General features: G+C 48.7%; 15 protein-coding genes. 7 read left to right on the top strand and 8 right to left on the bottom strand.

The window, feature by feature from the left end; all coding sequences use genetic code 11:
* Positions 1-116: 116 nt before the first annotated feature.
* Positions 117-2327: a DNA helicase RecQ gene (gene recQ / locus ACYVJM_RS16360; protein ID WP_461149301.1), complete on the bottom strand. Its 2211-nt coding sequence runs from the start codon at positions 2325-2327 to the stop codon at positions 117-119.
* Positions 2328-2434: 107 nt separating this feature from the next.
* On the opposite strand from recQ, the gene ACYVJM_RS16355 reads away from it, so the two are divergent.
* From ACYVJM_RS16355 to proC, 7 genes are all read left to right on the top strand, one after another.
* Positions 2435-3403: a KpsF/GutQ family sugar-phosphate isomerase gene (locus ACYVJM_RS16355; protein ID WP_461149300.1), complete on the top strand. Its 969-nt coding sequence runs from the start codon at positions 2435-2437 to the stop codon at positions 3401-3403.
* A gap of 350 nt (positions 3404-3753) precedes the next feature.
* Entirely contained in the window at positions 3754-4269 is a 516-nt protein-coding gene (locus tag ACYVJM_RS16350) for an RNA polymerase sigma factor (RefSeq protein WP_012930413.1), read from the top strand.
* A gap of 337 nt (positions 4270-4606) precedes the next feature.
* The gene (locus ACYVJM_RS16345; protein ID WP_461149299.1) at positions 4607-6079 is read left to right on the top strand and encodes a phytoene desaturase family protein; all 1473 of its coding nucleotides are present in this window, start codon (positions 4607-4609) and stop codon (positions 6077-6079) included.
* 96 nt (positions 6080-6175) lie between these two features.
* Positions 6176-7012, top strand: coding sequence for a phytoene/squalene synthase family protein (locus ACYVJM_RS16340; RefSeq protein ID WP_461149298.1), 837 nt, complete (start codon positions 6176-6178; stop codon positions 7010-7012).
* Positions 7013-7096: 84 nt separating this feature from the next.
* Positions 7097-8578 carry an Asp-tRNA(Asn)/Glu-tRNA(Gln) amidotransferase subunit GatB gene (gatB, locus tag ACYVJM_RS16335; protein WP_461149297.1) on the top strand — a complete coding sequence of 494 codons (1482 nt, stop codon included), beginning with the start codon at positions 7097-7099 and terminating at the stop codon, positions 8576-8578.
* A 4-nt stretch (positions 8579-8582) separates the two neighbouring features.
* Positions 8583-9719: a redoxin domain-containing protein gene (locus tag ACYVJM_RS16330; protein WP_461149296.1), complete on the top strand. Its 1137-nt coding sequence runs from the start codon at positions 8583-8585 to the stop codon at positions 9717-9719.
* A gap of 121 nt (positions 9720-9840) precedes the next feature.
* Positions 9841-10644 (top strand): pyrroline-5-carboxylate reductase, encoded by an 804-nt coding sequence (gene proC / locus ACYVJM_RS16325; protein WP_461149295.1) that lies wholly within the window; start codon positions 9841-9843, stop codon positions 10642-10644.
* Positions 10645-10735: 91 nt separating this feature from the next.
* On the opposite strand, the gene purB is transcribed toward proC, so the two are convergent.
* The 7 genes from purB to porU all read right to left on the bottom strand — a co-directional run bounded on the left by purB (position 10736) and on the right by porU (position 21889).
* A complete protein-coding gene (gene purB / locus ACYVJM_RS16320) occupies positions 10736-12076 on the bottom strand; it encodes an adenylosuccinate lyase (RefSeq protein WP_461149294.1) in 1341 nt (446 codons plus the stop codon).
* Between the two features lie 119 nt (positions 12077-12195).
* The gene (locus ACYVJM_RS16315; RefSeq protein ID WP_461149293.1) at positions 12196-13542 is read right to left on the bottom strand and encodes a DUF1207 domain-containing protein; all 1347 of its coding nucleotides are present in this window, start codon (positions 13540-13542) and stop codon (positions 12196-12198) included.
* Between the two features lie 46 nt (positions 13543-13588).
* The gene (locus ACYVJM_RS16310) at positions 13589-14950 is read right to left on the bottom strand and encodes a dipeptidase (RefSeq protein WP_461149292.1); all 1362 of its coding nucleotides are present in this window, start codon (positions 14948-14950) and stop codon (positions 13589-13591) included.
* 115 nt (positions 14951-15065) lie between these two features.
* Complete coding sequence (gene plsY, locus ACYVJM_RS16305) at positions 15066-15716, bottom strand: glycerol-3-phosphate 1-O-acyltransferase PlsY (RefSeq protein ID WP_461149291.1); 651 nt, start codon at positions 15714-15716, stop codon at positions 15066-15068.
* Positions 15717-15874: 158 nt separating this feature from the next.
* Positions 15875-17155, bottom strand: a complete 1281-nt coding sequence (locus ACYVJM_RS16300; protein ID WP_461149585.1) for a M16 family metallopeptidase — start codon at positions 17153-17155, stop codon at positions 15875-15877.
* A gap of 88 nt (positions 17156-17243) precedes the next feature.
* Positions 17244-18446 (bottom strand): type IX secretion system outer membrane channel protein PorV, encoded by a 1203-nt coding sequence (porV, locus tag ACYVJM_RS16295; RefSeq protein ID WP_461149290.1) that lies wholly within the window; start codon positions 18444-18446, stop codon positions 17244-17246.
* A 116-nt stretch (positions 18447-18562) separates the two neighbouring features.
* Positions 18563-21889: a type IX secretion system sortase PorU gene (porU, locus tag ACYVJM_RS16290; protein WP_461149289.1), complete on the bottom strand. Its 3327-nt coding sequence runs from the start codon at positions 21887-21889 to the stop codon at positions 18563-18565.
* Positions 21890-21948: the final 59 nt, after the last annotated feature.

Here is a 21948-nt window from a genome sequence, read left to right as displayed (position 1 = left end):
TAGTTGGTAAGCCGGTAAGTTGGTAAGCCAGTACGTTGGTTACGAGACTACCCGTGCGGTCAGTACACATGCATCTACTGACTCACCAACTTACCGGCTTGCTGACTTACCGACTTTTAATTAGCTACTTCCGACAGGAACTTGATGCGCATAAGGCGCAGGTCTTGTTCGGTGAAATCATCTCCTCCAAATTCACGTAAGGCTACGGCGATGTTATCGCTCTCAGCGTGCATGAAGTATTCGTAGATTTCCTCTTGCCGGTCTTTATCCATTACCTGATTAATGTAGTAATCGAGGTTTAGCCGAGTACCTGAGTAACAGATGTGTTCAATCTCCTCCATCAGGTCTTCCATACTCAGTGACTTCGATTCAGCGATTTCATCTAAGTCAACTTTCCGGTCGATCTGCTGAATGATAAAGATTTTGACTTTCGACTTATTGACGGTCGACTTGATAACTACGTCTTTAGCCGTCTCAATGTCATTATCTTCAACGTATTTGGTAATCAGGTCAATAAACTGTTTACCAAACTTCTGCACCTTACCCATACCCACGCCATTGATCTGGGCCATTTCCTCACGTGTGGTGGGGTATGTGGTGGCCATCTCCTCCATGGATGTCTCCTGGAAAATAACGTAAGGTGGCAGATTCTTCTCTTTGGCAAGCCGTTTCCGCAGTGCTTTTAACAGGCCCAGCAACTCTTCGTCATAGGCAATTCCACCCGATGACGGCGCCGAGTCTTTGTCCTCTTCCTCCTTTATATCAGCGCTTTGCTGCTCGTAATCATGATCCTTTGTGAGCGTAACCGGGTAAGGATCTTCAATGTAGTTCAGGCCACGCTGGGTTAACTTCAGAATACCGTAGTTATCAACATCCTTTTCGAGATAGCCGTAAATGGTAATTTGCTTGATGACCGAACACCAGAAATTGCAATCTTCATTGAACTCAAGTCCTTTACCATATACAGCAAGACGGTCGTGTTCGTAGCTGGTCACATACTGATTGCTGGTGGCCGTTAACACATCGGCCAGGTGAGCAACGTCGAAACGCTGATCGGTTTGGAGAACGGTTTGAAGGGCCAGTACAACCTCGTGCTGTGCTTTGAACTTCTCCGGCGATTTCAAACAGTTGTCGCAGAAACCGCAGTCTTTCTCCATAAACTCACCAAAGTACCCCAACAGCTGCCGCCGACGGCAAACCCCGAGGTTGGCATACGATACCATTTCGGTGAGCAGGTGCTTGGCGTTATCGCGTTCGGTAACGGGCTTGTCTTTATTGAATTTTTCCAGCTTCACGATATCATCGAAGCTGTAGAACATCAGGCAGTTTCCTTCCAGACCATCACGACCTGCCCGGCCGGTTTCCTGATAATATCCTTCGAGGGATTTGGGAGCATCGTAGTGAATAACAAACCGGACATCCGGCTTATCAATGCCCATACCAAAGGCAATGGTGGCGCAGATAACGTCCACATCTTCGTTCAGAAAGGCATCCTGGTTGTTCATCCGGGTAACCGGGTCCAGACCAGCATGGTAAGGCAATGCCTTTACGTCATTTACCCGGAGCAGTTCGGCAATCTCTTCGACTGTTTTACGGCTCAGGCAGTAAATGATCCCTGACTTACCTTTGTTTTGCTTGATGTATTTGATAAGTTGCTTTTTGGCATCGACCTTCGGCCTTATCTCGTAGTATAAGTTCTTCCGGTTAAACGATGTCTTGTACAGATTGGCATCTTCCATCTGCAGGTTCTTCTGAATATCCTGCTGCACTTTGGGCGTGGCTGTTGCCGTGAGTGCAATGACGGGTAAGTTGCCAATGTTATCGACTATTCCCCGGATTTTCCGGTACTCCGGACGAAAGTCGTGCCCCCATTCCGAAATACAGTGGGCTTCATCAATAGCAACAAATGAGATGTTCGCTTTCTTAAGAAAATCCAAGTTTTCTTCCTTCGTCAACGACTCGGGAGCAATATACAGCAGCTTGAGAGAGCCGTTAAGCGTATCCTTTTTTACCTTGTTCATCTCCGCTTTTGAAAGCGTTGAGTTCAGGAATTGTGCATTGATACCAAAGGCGTTTAATTGGTCAACCTGATTCTTCATTAACGCGATCAGGGGCGAAATGACGACGGCAGTACCCTCACTTACAATAGCGGGCAGTTGATAGCAAAGAGACTTACCCGCACCAGTGGGCATAATAACAAATGTATTCCGCCCTGCCAGAATACTATATATAATAGCTTCTTGCTCGCCCCGAAACTGGCTATACCCGAAAATTTCCTTTAGCCGCTCTCTAAGAGTTGAATGGACCGACTGATCAACCTGCATCATTCTACAAATCGTACAAAAGTTACTTTACTCTATGCGCTTGCTGTATCTTTGCTATATAAAGTTAGCGAATATACACTGCAAACCATTCCTTATTATCAAAACTGACGTTGAAAGTAATAAAAAATCCTAAGACTATTGCCCGTTCGGTTTTGCTGGCCGAGGCTGACGCAATCCGTAAAGCCGTTGATTTACTGGATGAGCAATTCAATGAAACAGTCGAAACGATCCTCCATTCGCCGGGCCGCCTGGTTGTAACCGGTGTTGGAAAAAGCGCGCTGGTAGGGCAGAAAATAGTTGCCACTATGAATTCGACAGGCACCCCGTCTTTGTTTATGCATGCTGCCGATGCTATTCACGGTGACTTAGGCATGATTCAGACCAACGATGTCGTTTTGCTGATTTCAAAGAGTGGTAATACGGCTGAAATTAAGGTATTGATTCCTTTGCTGAAGCGCACGGGTGTTCGCCTGATTGCCCTGGTTAGTGCCCGCGACTCGTACCTGGCCAAGCATGCCGACCACGTTCTTCACGCGTATGCAGAAATAGAAGCCGACCCGCTCAATCTGGCTCCCACAACAAGCACAACGGTTGCGCTGGCTATTGGCGATGCGCTGGCCGTTAGTTTGCTCGAAGTCCGCGGTTTTACACGGCAGGATTTTGCCCGTTATCATCCCGGTGGTTCACTGGGGAAGCGGCTGTATTTGAAAGTTGCTGATATTTTTCCACATAACACCTGCCCCAAGGTTCTGCCCGATACGCCACTTCGAGAGGTTATCTTTATGATTTCCGCTAATCGACTGGGTGCAACGGCGGTTGTCGACAAAGACGGTACTCTTGCAGGCATTGTAACCGATGGCGATATACGCCGAACGGCCTATGATCACAATGCTTTCTGGGAGCTTTGCGCCCAGGATGTCATGACAACCCAGCCCGTGTGCGTAAATCCCGATGAATATGCTGTCGTAGCGCTACAATTGATGCAGGAAAGAGACATTTCCCAACTAGTTGTTGCTGATGATACACAAGTTCTGGGGTTCATTCATCTACACGATCTTCTTCGAGAGGGGCTTATTTAATTTTACAACTATTTAGTTATCTTATTTTTATATTTTACCTGAGAAGTCCCGCGTTTTCCCCTTTCCAGAGGAAATATGGCGGGACTTCTCACGTTTTGTGGAATATAAACAGACAATTGTTAAACAAAATCCACACTATTGATTCCACAGAATGGGGGAAATATTCCACACTCCACAATACGGCACTATTCCTTTTTGGCACTGTAATCCAAATTTAACCTAATACAACTTATTGATAAACAGATACTTACTAACAAGGGAGTACCCTTACTAATGGAAACCGACAAGACTGGTCGTCTTTTTGTCTAAATGCTAGTACAATCGATTCAACAGAAAAACTTATAACAGCCATGACCGCTCTCGAATTTACTAACCATATTGGCAAAGTGTCTAAATCGCTACGTCCATTCGCTCTTCGTTTAACTAAGGATGTTGAAGATGCAAATGACCTGTTACAAGATACCTTATTGAAAGCATTTACGAATCGCGACAAATACACCGACGGTACAAATTTGAAAGCCTGGCTCTATACGATTATGAAGAATACGTTCATCACCAACTACCAACGGATGGTGCGCAAGAACACATTCATCGATACGACCGATAATCTTCACTACATTAACTCGATTGAGAGCAGCACCGATAACCTGGCCTACTCTTCTTTCGCTCAGGATGATATAAACCGGGCCGTAAATGGTTTGGAAGACACATATAAAACACCGTTTATGATGCACTTCCGTGGTTTCAAATACCATGAAATAGCAGCAAAACTTAATATCCCTATCGGAACTGTGAAAAACAGAATTCACATTGCCCGCAAGGAGTTGAAAGGACAACTAAAAGTTTACGCATATTTTAATGCCTAGACGAGACTTTTTTAAAAGTCTGCCGTCTAAGGTTCATTGATTGAGTAGTTTTTGGTTAAAAAGAGGAAGGTTCGAAAAGTTGGGTAGGCTTCTACCCAACTTTTTTCGTTTTAAGGCTTTCAAGATCAATAAATTAGATTTTGTACCCGCCGTCACTACCGATACTTTAACGTATTCGTAACGCTGGTATTAGTGCTTAATTGAAGCAGCTAACGGATTTATCTAGCTCCGTTCGTACCTTTCCGGACAGGTATTTTGTAGAAATTTTAAGCCATTTAGCTTGAACAAAATTCTTCATCAATTACTTTTCCACTTTTTAACAATCATTCTTGTACTAATGCCCAAGCGAGTTCTTGTTATAGGAGCCGGATTTGCCGGGCTGGCTGCTGCAACCAGCTTAGCGGATAAAGGTTACGATGTTACCATTCTTGAAAAAAACTCTGTACCTGGTGGACGCGCGCGCGTATTTGAGGCAGAAGGATTTACGTTCGATATGGGGCCGAGCTGGTACTGGATGCCCGACGTTTTCGATACCTACTTCGCCCGTTTTGGCAAGAAGACAAGTGATTATTATAATCTTGTTCGCCTTGACCCCTCTTATAAAGTTGTTTTTGGCCCCAACGAAGCCGTAGACCTCCCCGCTGGACTGGATAATTTAGAAGCCCTTTTTGAAGGAATTGAACCAGGCAGCGGTAACAGACTACAACAATTCCTAAAGCAGGCATCTTACAAATACGAGGTTGGCATGAACAAATTCGTTTGGAAGCCAAGCCGGTCGGTAACCGAATTTTTAAGTCTGAAACTGCTATTCGATGTTACGCGGCTTGATGTGTTCCAATCGTTTGCATCGCATGCCCGCAAATTTTTCACTCACCCTCGTTTGCTGGAAATTGTTGAGTTTCCGGTCCTGTTTCTGGGCGCTACGCCCGAAAACACGCCTGCCATGTACAGCTTGATGAACTACGCTGAAATGGCACTGGGCACCTGGTATCCAATGGGCGGTATGCACGAGATCGTAAAAGCCATGGTTCGGCTGGCCGAAGAGAAGGGCGTTAAAATTTTACTGAATCAGACCGTACAGAAGATCGATGTATTGAAAAAGAACGCCCAGCGCGTAGTCACTTCGGACGGTATTTTCGAAACCGATGTGGTGGTGGCCGGTGCCGATTATAACCACGTTGAAACAAGCCTAATCGACGCAAAAGACCGGAACTACGATGACGCATACTGGAAAAGTCGTGTAATGGCGCCCTCTTCCTTATTATTTTATCTGGGTGTTAATAAGCGATTGCCCCGGTTACTGCACCATAATTTATTTTTTGACGAAGACTTCAAAATTCACGCGCAGGAAATTTACGAGTCTCCTCGCTGGCCATCCAAGCCCTTGTTCTATGCATCGGCTCCCTCCAAAACAGACCCCAGCGTTGCTCCCGAAGGGTGTGAGAACCTGTTTTTGCTGATTCCCGTAGCCCCCGACTTAACCGATGATGAAGCGACTCGCGAACACTATTATAACCTGATAATGAACCGCCTGGAAGCCTATGTGGGCGAAGATATTCGTAGTCATGTTATCTTTAAGCGTAGTTATGCACATAATGATTTTAAGCAGGATTACAACGCGTTCCGGGGCAATGCGTATGGGCTGGCAAACACCCTGCGACAAACGGCAATTCTGAAACCGTCCCTGAAAAATAAACACGTTACTAACTTGTTTTACACCGGCCAGCTAACCGTACCTGGACCGGGGGTACCGCCTTCGCTCATATCAGGGTTGGTTGTAGCCGACGAGGTCGCGAAAGAGTTCAGCTAGTTGCTGACATAAAGTACAAGAACGAGAGTCATCTGCCATTTCTTCGATGCGCTGGCTTCCTTTTTAACCCTAAATAATACTATACGCTTAATTTTTATGATGGCATTGTTCAATAAAACGGCACTGGAATGCAGTAAACTCATTACTGAACAGTACAGTACGTCGTTTACATTAGGTATCAAAACGCTTGATCGTAAATTTCACTTACCTATCTATGCCATCTATGGATTTGTGCGATATGCCGATGAGATTGTGGACACGTTCCATGATTATGATAAAAAGACGCTCCTGCTACGCTTCAAACATGATACCTATCAGGCCATTGAGGAAGGGATCAGTCTAAATCCAATCCTGCAATCCTTTCAACTCGTGGTGAACGAGTACAAAATTGACCACGAACTGATCGAAGCTTTCTTGAAGAGTATGGAGATGGATCTATATTATCAGGATTACGATGCCAACGGATACAAAGAATACATTTATGGTTCGGCAGAGGTGGTTGGTCTGATGTGCCTTCGGGTTTTCTGCGAGGGTGACCTGGCCGAATTTGACCGGCTTCGGGGAGCAGCTTGTAAGCTGGGGTCTGCCTTTCAGAAAGTAAACTTCCTGCGCGATCTTAAAAGTGATTTCGTTGATCGGGGACGAACATACTTCCCCGGCGTCGACTTCAAAGACTTCGGTCTCGATGCCAAGAAACTCATCGAAGCTGATATTCAGAAAGACTTCGATGAGGCCTACATTGGCATTATGAATCTACCAAAAGGGGCCAGAATGGGCGTTTATCTGGCGTATATTTATTACCAGACGCTATTCAATAAAATTAAGCAACTGTCAGCTTCCCGTATTCAGCGGGAGCGGGTTAGAGTGCCTAATCCACAAAAGTTTGCCCTGCTTGCCCAAACCTACGTTAAGCATAGGCTCAATGTCCTGTAAGTGCTCTGGTACGGCATCCCAAAGTAGCTGCTAGCCCCTGTTCTATTTCTCCCTATCTTTGTCTAAAATTTTTAATTTCTGCCAATGATAGCCGAAGCGACCCTTTCGCCGGAGGTTCTGTCTCAATACGAAGCCGTTATTGGGCTGGAAGTACACTGCCAGTTGCTTACGCAAAGCAAAATATTCGCGTCTGATACCAACGCGTTCGGTGCTGAGCCAAACACGAACATCAGCGTCATTACGCTTGGGCATCCGGGTACGCTGCCTAAACTAAATCGTAAAGCCGTTGATTACGCTGTGCGCATGGGGCTAGCCTGCGGTAGTACGATCACGCGCCACAACGTATTCGCCCGTAAAAATTACTTTTATCCTGATCTGCCAAAAGGCTACCAGCTCTCGCAGGATAAAGGGCCAATCTGCGTTGGTGGCGGTATTTTAGTTAAGGTAAAAGACCCTGTTACGGGTCATCCTTACCAGACAACCATTCAGATTCACCACATCCATCTCGAAGAAGACGCCGGAAAATCCATCCACGATGGCGATACATGGGCTACGCAGCTCGACTATAACCGCGCCGGTACACCCCTTATCGAAATGGTGACCGATCCCTGCATTCGTACCGCCGATGAAGCGGGCCAGTACCTGACGGAAGTTCGGCGATTGGTCCGGTATCTGGACATCTGCGATGGCAATATGGAGGAGGGTTCTCTGCGCTGCGACGTCAATGTTTCCATTCGACCTAAAGGTGCAACACATCTCGGCACGAAGGTTGAAGTAAAAAACCTGAATTCGATTCGGAATGTGATGCGGGCTGTAGACAGCGAGTTTCTACGGCAGGTTGAATTAACTGAATCGGGCGGACGCATCACGCAGGAAACACGTACGTTTGACGCGGCCACCGGACTCAGCTATGCCATGCGCGAGAAGGAAACGATGAATGATTACCGTTACTTTCCCGACCCCGACCTGACGCCCGTCGTCATTTCAGATGCATGGCTAGCCGACATCCAGGCCCAAATGCCGGTACTTCCGGCCGAGTTGTATCAGAAGTTCACAACGATCTACGGCCTGCCCGAATATGATGCCGCCTTATTGACCGATGCTAAAGAACTGGCCGAGTATTACGAAGCCGTCTGTACGACGACCGCAAATTATAAGGCCGTTTCGAACTGGATTATGGGGCCGGTAAAAGGTCATCTCAACGAAAAAACGCTGCGGGAACGTCAGTTTCCGGTTTCGGCAGAACGGCTGGCGGCCTTGATCAATCTGGTCGACGGAGGCATCGTCAGTCAAACGGCTGCTCAGCAGGTGTTTACCCTGATGATTGACCAACCAAATGCAACGCCGGAGGACATTGCCAAAGCGAATGGATTAGTACAGAATCGCAATACCGACGCCCTCCAGACGTTGGTAGAAGAGGTACTGGCAGCCTGGCCCGACAAAGTGGAGCAATACCGGAAAGGCAAGAAAAACCTGTTGGGCCTGTTTGTTGGGGAGGTGATGAAGAAATCGAAAGGTTCGGCCGACCCAAAATTGGTAAATGAGTTATTAGCCAAGATATTATAGGTACATGAAAAATCTATTTTTAAACGTAGCCGGTCTGGTCGCCATTAGCCTCACGGTTAATGCGCAGGCCACCAAGCCGTTTACCGTAACGGGTAAAGTCAATAAAGCAACACCAGGCAGCTACGTCTATCTGGAAACCAATTCGCAGCCAACGCACAAGCTGGACTCGACCAAAATTGCAGCCGGCAACACCTTTACCATGACCGGTAAAGTGGCCGACGGGGGCGAGGTATTTGTCCTGAATGTGGGTGGTGGTCAAAAAATGGCGTTATTGGTAGAAGGGGGCGAAACACTGAACGTAGTAGCCGATGGCTACCGGATGGATGCTAAAACCGGACAGACTGGGCAGGCAACCGTTACGGGCTCCAAAAACATGGAGTATTACAACAAGCTCAACACGCTCCGTACGGATATGGAAGCGAAAGTAGCGGTCTGGAACAAACAGGTGGCGGCTGCTACCGAAAAGAAGGATAATAAACGGGTCTCGCAGATTGAACAGGAGTATCAAACCGCCGAGCAGGATGTTGTCAACAAAGTAAAGGCCATGCTGCCCGAAATGGGAACGTCATTAGTGTCTTTATTCGCCCTGAACTTCATTAACATCGACACCGATTTTGCCACGTACGAGTCGCTGGCACAACGGTTCGAGAAAGAAAACCCAAACAGCCCACACGCTAAATCACTCATTGGCCGGGTTGCCCGGATAAAAGGTGTATCGGTAGGGGCGCCCGCCCCGGAAATAGCGTTGAATGATACAACGGGCACGCCCGTGCCGCTATCGTCTTTACGGGGCAAGTATGTACTGATCGACTTCTGGGCATCGTGGTGCGGTCCCTGCCGGGCCGAAAACCCCAATGTTGTCCGGATGTATAACAAGTTTAAAGACAAAGGTTTTGCCATTTACAGCGTTTCGCTGGATCAGGCGAAAGCCAACTGGACGAAAGCTATCCGGAATGATAACCTCACCTGGACCCACGTGTCGGATCTGAAATTCTGGCAGTCGGCAGCGGCCCAGCAATACGGCGTTCAGGCGATTCCAGCTACGTTTTTGCTCGATAAGGACGGGAAGATCATTGCCAAGAACCTGCGGGGCGATGCCCTGGAACAGAAATTGGAAGAAATTCTGAAAGGTGGGCAATGAGTTGACCGCAAGTCGTTAGTTTTGTGGGGTCAGGTTCTCGAACCTGACCTTTTTGTTTTGGTCAAGTGCCAAACGTATACTTCATCAACCCTGACTCATTCACCAATACAATCATTGACCAATGAAAATCGCTATCGTGGGTTGTGGCAATATGGGTATGGCCTTCGCCAAATCATTTTTGCAGTACGATCTGGTAAAGAAGGAAAATTTACTTCTTATTGAAAAAAGCGCAGACCGTTCTGAAGCGCTCAAAAATGAAAAAGCCGGTGTTGTTGTCGATACAATTGGTCCACACGTTGGCGAAACGGATCTGATTATTTTGTCGGTCAAGCCGCAGGATTTCAACAGTGTTCACGAAGCCCTGCGGGAGGTTGTACAGCCGCACCAGGTGATCCTGTCCATTATGGCCGGTATTCCTATTAACCAGATTCAGGAGAAATTAGGACATCCACTCGTTGTTCGGGCCATGCCCAATACACCCGCTATGCTGGGCATGGGCATCACCGGCTTCACGGCGGCTAAAGAAGTAGATTTAACCAGCCTGCGCCGGGTTGAAAACCTGATAAACGCCACCGGTCGATCTATTTTCCTGGAAGATGAGTCAATGCTCGATGCCGTTACAGCGCTCAGTGGCAGTGGTCCGGCTTATTTTTACTTCGTTGTGAAGGCAATGATCGACGCCGGGAAGCAAATGGGCTTCGACGATTCGGTTTCGGCACTGCTGGTCAAACAAACGATGCTTGGGGCGTACCACCTCATCAACACCGCCGATAAGTCGCTGGACGAACTAATCAAAGCCGTAGCCTCTAAAGGTGGTACCACCGAGGCAGCCCTGCGTGAGTTTGAGAGCGGTGGCCTGGCTGATACGCTCGTAGCGGGTATCAAAGCCGCTCAGGTTCGAGCAACGGAGCTATCGAAAGAGTAATGTAGTAATACCGACCGTCCCGGCCGGTTGTGTTGAGTGTATTGCTCAATGGCACACCCAACCGGGACGGTCGGTATTACAAAAGTTGGCCCTACAAGCCCGTATAGCTAAACGGCGTTATAGATCGTAACTCTCCTTTTACAGCCTCTGACACGTTCAATTCATCAATAAATACACGAATACCATCGGCCGTGATTTTTTGATTTGTGCGCGTCAGGGCTTTCAGGGCTTCATAGGGCTTTGGATATCCTTCACGGCGGAGAATAGTTTGAATTCCCTCTGCAACGACAGCCCAATTATCGTCAAGATCGGCCGAAATAGCCGCCGGGTTCAATTCCAGTTTGTTGAGCCCTTTCAACAGCGATTTAAGGGCAATGACTGAGTGCGCAAACGGAACGCCAATGCTCCGCAATACCGTCGAATCGGTCAGGTCGCGCTGAAGTCGGGAAATGGGAAGTTTACCAGACAGGTGTTCGAACAAGGCATTGGCAATACCAAGGTTTCCTTCCGAATTTTCGAAATCAATGGGGTTCACTTTATGGGGCATCGCCGACGAACCAACCTCCCCTTCTTTCAGCTTCTGCTTGAAATAATTCATGGACACATACGTCCAGATATCGCGGTCGAGGTCGATCAGGATCGTGTTTAACCGCTTGAAGGAGTCAAGCGTAGCGGCCATCATATCGTAATGCTCGATCTGCGTCGTGAACTGGCTACGAACCATCCCGAGGCTCTCGACAAATTTGTCACCAAACTGTTTCCAGTCTTCGCCCGGATAGGCCACGACATGCGCGTTGAAATTGCCCGTTGCACCCCCAAATTTGGCGGTCGTCGGAATGTCGGCCAGTAGGTGTAGCTGCTTCTCAATCCGCTCAACAAACACCAGCAGCTCTTTACCCAGTCGGGTTGGCGAGGCTGGCTGGCCGTGCGTGCGGGCCAGCATGGGTACGTCTTTCCAGGACTCAGCTAACTCCTGCAACCGCATGAACACCTGCCGATATAGCGGAACAATCTCCGTATCGAGCGCATCGCTCAGCAGCAACGGAATGGCGGTATTATTTATATCCTGTGAGGTTAGTCCAAAGTGAACGAACTCCAGGAACGGCTCGACCGGCGAACCCGCCAATTTCTCTTTTATGAAGTATTCTACCGCTTTAACGTCGTGGTTCGTTGTTTTCTCGATTTCCTTGATCCGTAGTGCATCCGTTTCGGTGAACGTTTCATAGATCGCCCGAAGAGCCGGAAACTGAGTTGGGTCAACCCCTTTCAATTGCGGGACCTGCCACTCGCAGAGAGCAATGAAATATTCAATTTCGATCCTGACCCGGTAGTGAATAAGGCCTAGTTCCGAGAAATAAGGTGCCAGCACGTCAACCTGTGACCGATAGCGACCATCGACCGGTGAGATGGCCGTTAATGCAGATAATTCCATGTGTTATGTATGATATAGGATGTAGGATATGGGATGTAGGACGTAGGCCGTAAATCGCACAGTGTAATTGTTGTGCGATCCGCATCATATAGCCTACATTATACATCTTATAGCCTACATCAAAACGGGTTTAGGTATAGACCGATACCCAGCCAGGTGGTTTGCTGCTGCTCGAACTGGCTGTAGGGCCGGAAACCGGAGTAACCTTCCAGCAGGAACGTCAGGTTATTTTGTGTTCGTCCTAACTCAAAGCCAATACCGGCATGAATACCTGGTCTGAAATCGGTTTGCTGCCAGAACTTAATATCGGCACCACCCACCAGCCGGGTGGCTTTAGTCGAAGGCTTTTTATAGAACGCTCCCAGTTGTGCACTCAGTGGCTTACGCTCTTCTGTTTTACGCAGCACAACTCCAAGCCCGCCGTACACTCGCCAGTTATTCACAACCCGACTATAGGTGGCATCCAGCAATTCGTAGTTCACGGAGTTAGGCGACGGAGCCGTTAGTTTGTTCCGATAGATGTAATCATCACCCAGATGAGACGACAGATGATACACCCGGAAACGGTAATTGTGCTCTCCCCGGCGAACATTATAGATGATACTAATTTTGTAATCTGTATTTATAATTCGACGAAGAGCTTTATCAGTCACGTCGTCATGAAAAGCCTCAAACTGCGTGAAGGATGCCAAATCAAGTACCCACTCTTCGGCATGACTGGCGTCGGTACTTCGGCGGTAAAATGGTTTGGCGAACCCGAATGCGAACGGCACAATGCTACCCTTGTATTTCTGTCCTTCAGTCCAGTAAAGCGGCAGAAGACTTCCGTACGTTTGTGCTTCGAGCGGGTCCAGTAAGATAGGGTCGAACAAGTGTCCTTTGGGAAGAAACTCCTGCGTTGGCCGGCTAACCGATTCTTCACGGCTACTAACCGGCGCTACAGACGTCGAATCAACCGGACGGGCCTTCCGCTCCCGCTTTACCCGTTCGGGACGGGGTGCCTTCACCGGCTCCGGCACTATGGGCGCGGGCTCGGTTGCAGGCTGGGTTGTGGTCGCAGGCTCGACAACTGGTTCCTTTCTGCGTTTTTCGCGCTTCTCATTTTTGGTCGGCTCCACAGCAGGTGGTGTCGAAGCCGCTGGTTGATCGACGGCGGGCGTTGTTGTTGTTGCAGCGGGGGCGGTTACCGGCTTAGGCGCAGGCGGTTGAACAGGCTCAGGTGCCTTACCTGCTTTTTTGGCCTGCCGCTGGCGTTCTTTCTCGGCCTGTTTTGCTTCGTACTCGCGCTGTTTCTGTGCCCACTCGGCTCTTATCTGGCGCTCACGCTGTACCTCCCTGTCTATTTTCTCCTTTTGTCGTTGTTCAGCAGGAGTTAAGACGCGGGTGGGTGGCGTAACGGGTGTTTGCGCTAAAGCTATTGTTCCTACGTATAAAGTCAGTATAAGAACCGACAGTGTTTTTTTCATAAACTAAAGGCCTGGATAATAGAAAAACAAGTTGCTGAAAACCTTATTACTGTTTAAGGGCAGCATAATGTTTGTAGAAATACGGAATCGTTTCAATTCCCTTATAGAAGTTAAACAGACCGTAACTTTCATTAGGCGAGTGCAGTGCATCGCTATCCAGCCCAAAGCCCATCAGAATAGACTTGATCCCCAGCTCCTGTTCAAAAAGAGCCATGATCGGGATGCTACCGCCCCCTCGGGTCGGAATGGGCTTCTTACCCCAGGCATCTTCGAAGGCTTTGCTGGCGGCTTCAAACTCAACGGAATCGACAGGTGTCACATACGGCATACCGCCATGGTGCGGCTCTACAGTTACAGTAACACCGGGAGGAGCAATGGACAGGAAGTGGTTGGTGAACAGGTCAGTAATTTCGTCCGGCGTCTGATTCGGAACCAGACGCATACTGATTTTGGCCGATGCTTTAGAAGGCAACACTGTTTTGGCACCTTCGCCCGTGTATCCGCCCCAAATTCCGTTCACATCGAGCGTCGGCCGAATAGATGTCCGTTCGTTAGTCGAGTAGCCCGCTTCGCCCATCACATCATTGATACCCAAATCGCGCTTGTACTCATCCAAGTCGAAAGGAGCCTTGGCAAGCTCAGCCCGTTCTTCATCGCTCAGATCGGCCACGTTATCGTAAAAACCCGGAATGGTGATACGGCCTTTTTCGTCGTGCAGGGAGGCAATCATCTCGCACAATACATTAATTGGGTTGGCAACTCCGCCCCCATACACCCCCGAATGCAAATCGCGGTTAGCACCCGTTACATGCACTTCCACATACGATAAACCACGCAATCCTGTTTCCAGAGACGGGGTTTCGTTTGAGATAATGCTTGTATCGGAGACCAGGATCACATCGGCCTTCAGCATCTCTTTATGTTCGGCAACGAAGATGCCGAGGTGGTCGGAGCCGACTTCTTCTTCTCCCTCAATCATCACTTTTACGTTGCACGGCAAACCATCCGTAGCGACCATGGCTTCAATGGCTTTGATGTGCATGTAAAACTGACCTTTGTCGTCGCAGGCACCCCGGGCGTAAATCCGTTCGTTACGAATGGTTGGTTCAAACGGAGGAGTATGCCATAACTCGTACGGATCGGCGGGTTGTACGTCGTAATGACCATACACCAGTACCGTTGGCTTTGCCGGATCAACGAGTTTTTCGGCATAGACAATCGGATGACCCGGCGTTTCGAACAGCCGGGCGTTGTCCAGACCAGCCGCTTCCAGCTTATCTTTTACAAACTCGGCGGCACGACGAACATCGCCTTTGAAGTTTGAATCGGCCGAAACCGATGGAATGCGCAATAACTCCAGCAGTTCATCTAAAAACCGCTGTTTATTTGTTTCCAGGTAAGTAGTCATTATCGAATAGCATTGCACCATTAAAAATTCACCCCGAAGTTACGCACTTTTTGCGCAACGTCGGGGCGTTGATTTGTTCAAGCATCAGGCTTCGGTTCTACCTCATCCTTCGGTTTTATCTTTTTTTTCGCAAACGAATCAGAACGGTGCGGTTTTCCTGGCCCCGAATCAACCGGGCGATGTTTTTTTGGTGCGTCAGCACAACAAGCAGGAAAACGACAAAGCCGAAAACGATTAACAGCGGGCTTTCCTTCTCACCAAAAATTTGCAGTAACAGCAGGACCGGGAAAGCCAGAGCGGCCAGAATTGATCCCAGCGAGACGTATTGCGAAGCAATAACGACCAGTAGAAAAATCCCGATGCAGACGGCGGCCATTTCGGGGTGTGTTGCCAGTACCAGACCGAGTAAGGTTGCGACGCCTTTGCCCCCCTTGAATCCAGCAAAAACCGGGTACAAATGCCCCATAACAGCCACGAGACCGAACACGATTTTGAAGGTCATGATTTCATTCTCTGTGATGACATCGGCATACCAGAGTAAGGTCGACAGGATAGCCGCCGTATACCCTTTAAGCACATCGACCAGCATAACGATCGTACCAGCGCGTTTGCCCAATACCCGAAATGTATTGGTCGCTCCGGCATTTCCACTGCCGTACTGCCGAATGTCAAGACCGAAAAAGCCCTGACCGTACCAAACAGCCGTTGGAATTGAGCCTAACAGGTAAGCTACGACTACCGTAATGCTAATGAGAAGGATATTCATCAACAGAAATGAGTTATTACTGAACAAAAGGAATGATCAACTTTATTAATCATTCCTCGAATAAAGGGTGTAACCCCAAAATTAAGGTATTGTTACTAAACGATCAACCATTGTAACCTATGAAACAACTATACTATTAATTAACCTTTTGAACGGTCCTATTTGCCTCCTACGACAACTTCCTGCAAATCGCCGGAAGCAAGGTATCGACTAGCGGTCTCCATAACATCGGCCGGAGTAACTTGTCTGATTTTCTGAATATAAGTTGTCAGGAAATCGGCGGGCATTCCATCGAGTAAGATCACCTTGTATCGGTCAGCGATTTCAAAGGGTGTATTCAGCGACCCCACAAATTCACCGGCCATGTAATTCTGTACCGTTTCCAGCTCATCCGTCGAGACGGGTTCGGTTTGCAACGTCTTTATTTCCTTTCTAATCTCATCCAGGGTCTGCTGGGTGTTTTCCTTATTGACATCCGTTCCGATCAGGAAATACCCATCCTGTCGGAAGGACGGCATATTTGATGAGATCCCATAGGTAAAGCCTTTTTCTTCCCGAATATTCTTCATAAGCCGGGAGCCAAAATAGCCGCCTAAAATCTCATTCGTGACGAGCATCTTGAAAAAATCAGGATGCGATCGGGTAAATAATCGCCGACCCACCCGAATTGATGACTGAACGCTGTCAGGCTTATCTGCCAATACGGGCACCCCATCGTCGACGTGTGCATTACCGTCAAAAGTCGGACTTACGTCAGTACGAAGCGGCAGCTGACCCAACTCGCGGTTAATCGATAACACTTCATTTTCGGAAGCATGACCAGCCATTACTATCTGAAATGGACGCTCATTGATAACCCGGCTAAAGAATTCGACGACATCCTGCCGGGTGAGTTTTTCAACATTTTCCGGCCGTTGACTACGACCATACGGGTGGTCGGCACCAAATAATTTTTCCCGAAACAGAACGCCGGCCAGGTAGGCATTCTTCTCGTAGTTGACCCGCAGGTTCTGGAGCGTAATATTCCGAAGATCATCCAGCTCTTTCTGCGGAAAGGTTGCTTCGGTAAGCATTTCCCGAAGCACAGACAGCACATCGGGCAAAAATTTGGTGAGGCAATAAATAACAATACTGGCCCGGTCAGGGCCACTGTTGAGTTCCAGAAAGGCGCCGTATCGGTCAATGTATTCACTAAGCTGGGCCGACGTGCGGGTGGTTGTCCCTTCGGCTAGCATCTTCATAGCAAAGAAGGCACTTCCCGGCACCTGTTCATACCAGGTACCCGCATTAAATACGCACTCCAGGCGCAAAACTGGCTGTTGAGCCACCGAGATCAGGTGTAAAGGAATCCCGTTGTCCAGTCGATGCGACTGTACTGCTGGCAGGCGTATTTCCTGGATAGCCTGAAAACCGGGTGATTGTGTACGGTCGAGCGTCATGTTTGTATATGTACGAAAGAGTGAAAGAGCGAAAAAGCCATCCGGCTCACTTCGCTCTTTCACTCTTTCGTTTGTTTACGCTTACTAATTAATTTGAGTCATCCGACAAGGCTTCATCATCGCCAACCCGGTTGCCTTTGTTGAAATTGAACAGCAGAGAAATCCGGAACGTTTCAGATAATGGGCTTCCCTGTTTTACGGGCAGCAAGTACGAGAAATCGACTCCAAAACGATCCTGTAGTCGTAAGCCAATACCAGTTGTTACGTATTTACGACCACCTTTGGCGTTCGACTCGTTAAAATATCCCACTCGAGCCGCAAACTGGTCGTTATACCAATACTCGACACCGGTCGAAATGGTTATTTCTTTCAGTTCCTCGCTAAAACCGCCGGGCGCATCGGCAAACGAGCCAAAGACAGAACTAAAGTAGTTCTTATTGGCATTGACGTTTGTTTGTACACCGTTAATAACCTGGATATCAGGCGTAGGAACCATGAGCTTATTGGCATCCAGTACAAAGTTAAACTTGTTGTATTGGTCTGAAAACAGCGTAAATCGGGTACCCAACCGCAAATTGGTCGGGATAAAATAACTCTGGGTACCACCATAATTGATCCGGCCACCAAGGTTGGAAATCATACCACCAAAGGCCCAGCCAATTCCCTTACCCGTTGCGTTATCACGAAACTCATTCTGATAATAGGCACTAATGTCTGCCGCAGCAGTTGAACCTGGTTTCAATCCGGCATTCGCGCTTCCCGCAGCCAAGTTGGAGCTTAGGTATTTTAAATCAACAGCAAGCGAAAAATTTTGCGAAAGCCGCTGGGCGAAGGTGGCTGTTACTGCATACTCACGCGAGTTGAACGATCCGGCAGCTACGCCACTGGCGGTTGTAAAATCAACCGTTCCCAAGTCGAAATACATGAGTGAGCCGCCCACCACCGAGTTCTTACCTACTTTAGAGTAGCCACTTAGGTAAGTATAATACATGTCACCAATCAGGTTGCGCAGCCAGGGTGTGTAGGAGATGGAGGCTCCTTTGTCCTGCTTGGCAAATACCAGTTTCGAGGGATTCCAGAAAATAGCATTCGCATCAGCCTCTCCCAGCGCTACACCCGCTTCACCCAACGCACCAGAACGGGCATCTGGTGTGAAATTTAAGAAAGGAACCGATGAGGTGGGGATATTTTGCTGCGCGCCATTAAGCGTCGTTATTTGAGATTGAGCAGAGACGACAAACGAAAGAAAACTACATGCGCCGAGAAGAACACGGAAAAAATTGCGCTTCATATAATGAGAGTTGGTCAACGACAGCAACTGATGATAGTATAATAGCAGCCCTGTGCGGTCAAAATTACAATGAAAGGTTGGATTACAAAAAGTGAGATGCTGTTAAGTATGCGAAATCATTTAGTTAATAGTATACGACATGTTTTTATAGCCTCTGAGCCATCCGTTGCAGAACGCACCTGAAACTGAACAAAATACGTACCATTTGGTAATGGTTGCCCCGATTGACTGGTGCCCGTCCAGACGCCGACATCCAGCGCAGCGGCACAATCGGTACACTGCCCTGACTGTTGATTGAGTAAATGTCCATTAAGATTATATACTGTCGATGTCCAGTCTAGTGGCTCACCTGATCGATTCAATTCGGCTACGAATGTTGTCTGGACACTTACTGGGTTTGGACTTGCCCGTAGTGATTGTACTTCCAGACCTGGGCGCTTCGAAACTAATAAGCTCAACGCACCCTCCGCTGAATTATTGTTGATGTCCCAAGCTTTGACCCGAATTGTATATGTGCCGGGTGCAACATCACGGAAGGTATACAGAACATCACCTTGGCGTCCGTCAGCTCCATTAGCAATGTAATTTTCGTTTAAAATAACCGCTGGCTGGTCGTTTAGCTGGGCAGTGAGTTCGTGGCCCAGGCCGGTACGGGAAATATTGATGCCTTTGTTGTCAGCCAGACCAATCCGCAGCGTTACGTCAGGGCCAGCCACCCGCATCCGTTCTCCTTCTTTGCTGGCTCCCACAGCAGAGAGCGTTACTGTGGGAGGCTCATTATCAAGGGTATCCGTACCAGCACTCCCCCCTATCAGTAAACTTTCGTAACTGCCCAACGCATCAAGGGTACTATCCGATTGTATAGCATATAAATAGAGTTTTCCTGCCCCAACCGTATAGTCAATATCTTTAGGCATCGTAAACTTCGCCGTGAATTTCCCCTGCAGCACTGGTACCTGCCCCGCAAAAATTGGATTCGCAAACACCTGATAAGTCATCTTCGGACTGCCGGCTTCCAAACCTAAGGTCGTTCGTTTTACGGCTTTGTCGTACAGAGCCAGCCGGAGTACTCCCGAAAAATTTGATAGCCGCTGGGTCTGCTGCCGGATTTCGCCCGACAACTGAACTGTCTGCAAAGCCTTTAGCGTGTCTGCCTGGCCAGCGGCTACTGGCCTACCGTTCACCTGCGTTAGCACGGCCTGCGCCGTTGGATAGGCTAACTGCAGGGATGGATCGCCCAGAAGTGCGAAGTTTCGGTTAACCGGACCGCTTAAGCTGTTGTTCTTGGTACTTCGCATAACATCGCCTAAACGAGGCATCTGGCCATTGACGGGCTTAAAAACAGCATCATAAAAAGCTTGGTTGAGCAGCAGATTTGTATTGGCATATACGGGCCGGGTAGTCGTCAAAAGCCCAATTGCGCCACCTGTCCGGCTCAGTAAGGTTAATTCTGCACCAGAACTTACGCTCGGGTCGTCATAACGTCCGAACTGACAGGTAGCTGTCACAAACAAGGGCAGGCGTTTGTTTTTCCAGGAAAGTATGTCCTGGAGCGTAACGATCTGTTCATCGGCCAGGCCCAGAATCCCACCATGACCACTGTAGTTGATGATAAGCTGGCCATCGGCAATTCCCTGATTTATCAATTTATTGACCGCAGGCACCTTCTGCCCGGTGCTGGTATTTTCCTGCGGATAATCGTCCAGAAACACCCGCTGTGGCCGGTAAGCCGGGGCGGTTTTCTCAACGCTGCGAGCCATCTGATCGGCATCCTGCTGATGAATATTATAGTCACCATCATCGGCTATCAGCATCAGACGGGTTTGCCAGTCGCCGGTAAGTGACGGGTCAGAACTGTATCGAATCAACTTATCGACTACCGTACGAGCTTCCTCTGCGGATTTCGCCGGGAGTCGGCCTACCCCAATGTCCATGTTATAATCACCATTCTGATTTTCGGGCCATTCTCCTTCATTTTTGTCCATGAACCCATAATAATCGTCTGACGAATAACTCAGTACGGGATGTAATGACTCCCGGCTTTCGTAAACGGGCACCATGTTAGCCAGTTGAGCCGGACTCACTGAGCCGCCTATATTTCGATAATTGAATGTGGCATCGCCAAAGAGCAACACATACCGAAGGTTAGTTGGCTGCTGTTGATAAAAGTACCGCACCATATCCCGAATCGCCGTCGGATCTGGCTGGCCCGAGCCAAATTCATTGAAGGTTTGCTGAGTTGTAACGACCAGCACAGAAAGTTTGTCATGATCGCGCCGGAACTGGGCCAGTCGGTCGGCCTGGTCACGCCAGGCCGCCGGGGTCACGATCAGCAGATTGGGGACGGGCTGCGCCTGTATATTTTGATTGGCAATTCCTTGCAAGGATGCAGGAGACAGCACCTGGGCATCGGTAAATAAAAAATAATCGCTGACTTTAGCCCACATCCAGCCTGCTTCCTGGGCTGCCGATAACACATAGGCCTGTGAAACAGGCATCAGCGGATTCGTCACATCCCAAACGCGCAGATTAGTTGTTGCCTGCCGAACCGCATATTGACCCGCCGTCAAGCGACGAACCCAGGTTGGCTTATCATACTGCCGAAGTTCGCGCCGGGTTTGTAAGGCCAGGAAGTTTAAATAGCCCTGTGCCGAATACTGCGCATTTTTACGGAATGTCAGTGCCAGCCGAATTGAATTAACGGCGGTTGTCAGCCTGGCCAGAAATGTGTCGGTTCGGGCAACGCCCTGATAATCATATTCGTAACCCGAAATAGTGGACATGGGCATCGTTCCAACTAACTGATCGTTGAGTTGAAGCCTGAACTGCGTGGCCGAAGGTGCTCCAGCAACGGCCGAAGCGGTTAACCGAACGGGGGTATTGGCCAGCAGCCCCGGAACATCAAACGAAACAGTCTTCGTCGTATCTAAGGTTAAGTAATCGGCCAGCCACTCCCGGCCTGAACGTACGGCAGGTACTTTAAGTAAGTCCTGTTCGTAAAATTGATAATCCTCAAACGTCGTAACAGTCGGAGTAGCCGACACACTGCCCGATGGCCGCTCAGCCATACGCAGACCCGCCGTATCGCCAATGGTTAAGAAATAGAAGGTTGTATCGGAATAGGCATTGAGCTGGTGTACAAACCGGTGGGTTGTTGAATCGTAACGGATAACGTGCGGGCTTTGCCCAAAAAACAAAAGAGCGTCCGTTGCGTCAAACCGACCATCTGCTCCACCCTGTACCTGAATGGCATTTTCGATTAAATCGGCTGGACGTGGGCTGGCGTTGGCCTGAGGCAACATAGCACCGCCGTTTCCGTATAGCCGCAACCGGCGGGGATCAGCACTGGTAAAAGCGGGGTTGAGCTGCGCTAATTGAGATTGGCTGAGTCGGTAAACGCCGGATTGGGTGACACCTATTTTAACCCACGTACCTGTTTTCAAAACAGATTGCGCCAGTGTTTGTGACTGACAGATAAACAGGAAACAATGGACGCAGAGAA

Source organism: Spirosoma pulveris (assembly GCF_054781875.1).
Note: the sequence above shows the minus strand (reverse complement) of the source record. Positions and strands in the feature narration are given on the sequence as shown.